This window comes from Bacteroidota bacterium (assembly GCA_030706565.1).
Taxonomy (GTDB): domain Bacteria; phylum Bacteroidota; class Bacteroidia; order Bacteroidales; family JAUZOH01; genus JAUZOH01.
Genome location: JAUZOH010000501.1, coordinates 1 through 2,548, shown reverse-complemented (window position 1 = coordinate 2,548; position 2,548 = coordinate 1). Strand labels below are relative to the sequence as shown.

At 41.0% G+C, this 2,548-nt stretch carries 2 protein-coding genes; both read left to right on the top strand.

Annotated elements, in window-relative coordinates; translation table 11 throughout:
- On the top strand, positions 1-1,540 hold a 1,540-nt coding region (locus tag Q8907_16075), incomplete at its 5' end, for a hypothetical protein (GenBank protein MDP4275785.1).
- A 22-nt stretch (positions 1,541-1,562) separates the two neighbouring features.
- A partial coding sequence (locus Q8907_16070; GenBank protein ID MDP4275784.1) for a chondroitinase occupies positions 1,563-2,548 on the top strand: 986 nt, incomplete at its 3' end.

Sequence of the window (2,548 nt, the reverse complement as noted above, 5' to 3'; positions counted from 1 at the left end):
TTATATTAGTTTGGGCGTTTCTATTCCCGGGAAAACTGCAATAAAAGAAGCCGTTCAACTTGTTAATCAATCGGCTAAAGAAGGTGTTACAAATCTTGAAGTTACACACAGGGCATGGTGGCATAATTATTATCCCAAAAGTTTTGTTTCTATACCTGATCAAGCCATTGAAAATTTTTACTGGATACAGATGTACAAAATGGCATCAGCTTCCAGAGGAAAGGGGCCCTTATTGGATCTGATGGGGCCCTGGTTTAGAAGCACCGGATGGCCTGCTATATGGTGGAACCTGAACATACAGCTTACCTATTGGCCATTTTATATGTCCAATCACCTGGAAGAAGCCGGACCATTAGCTGAAACAATCTGGAACCAACGTGCCAATTTGGCCAGGAATGCTGCACCTTATGAAAATGATTCCTATGCTATAGGCCGGGCATCAGCCCTTGATTTAAGTTCTCCTGTCGGAGGTGAGGTCGGTAACTTGCCATGGGTCATGCATAATTTGTGGATGTATTATCGAAGTTCAATGGATGATGGTTTTCTGAAAGAACGTTTATTCCCGTTGATGAAAGGTTCTTTTAATTATCTCCGTCATATTGTAGTAAAGCATCCTGATGGGACATTTTCTCTTCCCAAAACAGCTTCCCCGGAATATACCGATGCCGTTGAAAACAGTTCCTATACTCTGGCTTGCTTGCGTTGGTTGTCATCAACTATCATTTTGACTGATGCCCGTTTAAAAGCCCATGATCCCATTGTAAAGGACTGTAAAGAAATTATTGATCATTTGGTTCCCTATGAAGTGAATGATACGACCGGCTTTATGGTAGGCAAGGATATGCCATTTGCCAAATCGCACAGACATTGGTCCCATCTCTTTATGATTTATCCTTTTCATGAGTATTCCTGGAACAATGCAGATCAAGTTCCATTAATCAAAAAATCATTGGAAAACTGGGTTTCAAAACCGCAAGCTTTTGCGGGGTATTCCTGGTTGGGCGCTGCTTCCATCTTATCTGACGGAGGTTATGGCGATGAGGCTTTGGGTTACCTGAAAACTTTTTTGAAAAAGTCACCTCTCCCTAATACTTTGTACAGGGAGGGTTTTCCGGTAATAGAAACGCCTCTGGCTTTTGCCCGTATCGTGCAGGAACTCCTGATGACCAGCTATGGAAATACGATAAGAATTTTCCCGGGTTTACCCTCAACATGGCTCAATGCGACTTTTGCTGATTTCCGCGCCGAAGGGGCATTTTTAGTAACAGCCCAGAGAAAGAACGGAGCAACCCTTTTTGTCACAATTAAAAGTCTTGCGGGCGAACCCTGCCGGGTTGCTACAGGCATAAAAGGGACCCTGAAAGTTACCGGAAGTAGTAAATCATTTAAAGATTTGGGCAGGGGTATCATTGAAATAGAGATTCCCAAAGGGAAAGCTGTTACTGTATATTCCGGGCCGAAACTTCCCTCCTTTAAGGTATCTCCTGTTGAATATACTGAAAAATCAAGTCCCTGGGGTGAAACGAAACCTCTTAAATAATAAAATTTATAAAAGGAATATTATGTGTAAGCGACTAGCGATCAGCCTTATTTTGTTTTTTGCAATGTTAAACCTTCAGGCTCAACAGGAGGTTATAAATAGATTGGTGGGCAATCTTAATGAAGTGACTTTACATCAGAAAGTTGAAAGAGAAGATCTGGTGAAAGAATTTATGGATATTTCGGAAAAGGGGCGTTTCGGGGGTGCCGATGATTTAAAACTTTACCTCGAAGTAAACAGTTCTGATTCGGAGATAAAAGAATTTATGGATACTCAAAAAGCTGATGGTTCCTGGCCGGATATTGATTATAAAGATAGGAATAATAGCAGCTGGGCACCTAAGCTTCATGCCATACGCTTTCAGACAATGGCGAAATCATACAAAACTCCTGGTTCTAAATATTATAATTCAAAGGATTTATCCGTGGCCTTACATAAATCCATGGCTTTTTGGTATGAGAAAAAACTAGTATGCCCCAACTGGTGGTACAATGACATTGGAATACCCTTATGGATGGGGCCAGGATTTTTGTTATTAAAAGATGAATTAACACCTTATGAGAAACAGCAGGCTCTGGAGATTATGAAAAAGAGAGTATACGGGGCTACCGGGCAAAATAAAGTTTGGATTGCCGGCAATATGGTTATCTGTGCTTTACTTTCAGATAATTTAACCTTGGCCGTGAGTTCCCGTGATTCCATTGCTTCCGAAATTTATGTTACCACCAAAGAAGGGCTGCAGCCTGATTATTCATTTCATCAACATGGTGCTCAAATGCAATTTGGAAATTATGGATTAGCTTATATCAGTTCTATGGCATACTGGGCCCGTGTGTTTGAAGGGACTCCCTTAGCCTTTGACAGCCATAAAATGAAGTATTTGAGGAATTATATTTTAGAAGGTATACAGTGGACAATCTGGAAAGGGAAAATGGACCCCGGGGCATGTGCACGACAGGTATTTAATAATTCTCAAAAAGCCAAGTCATTTTCCTTATCTGTTTCAAT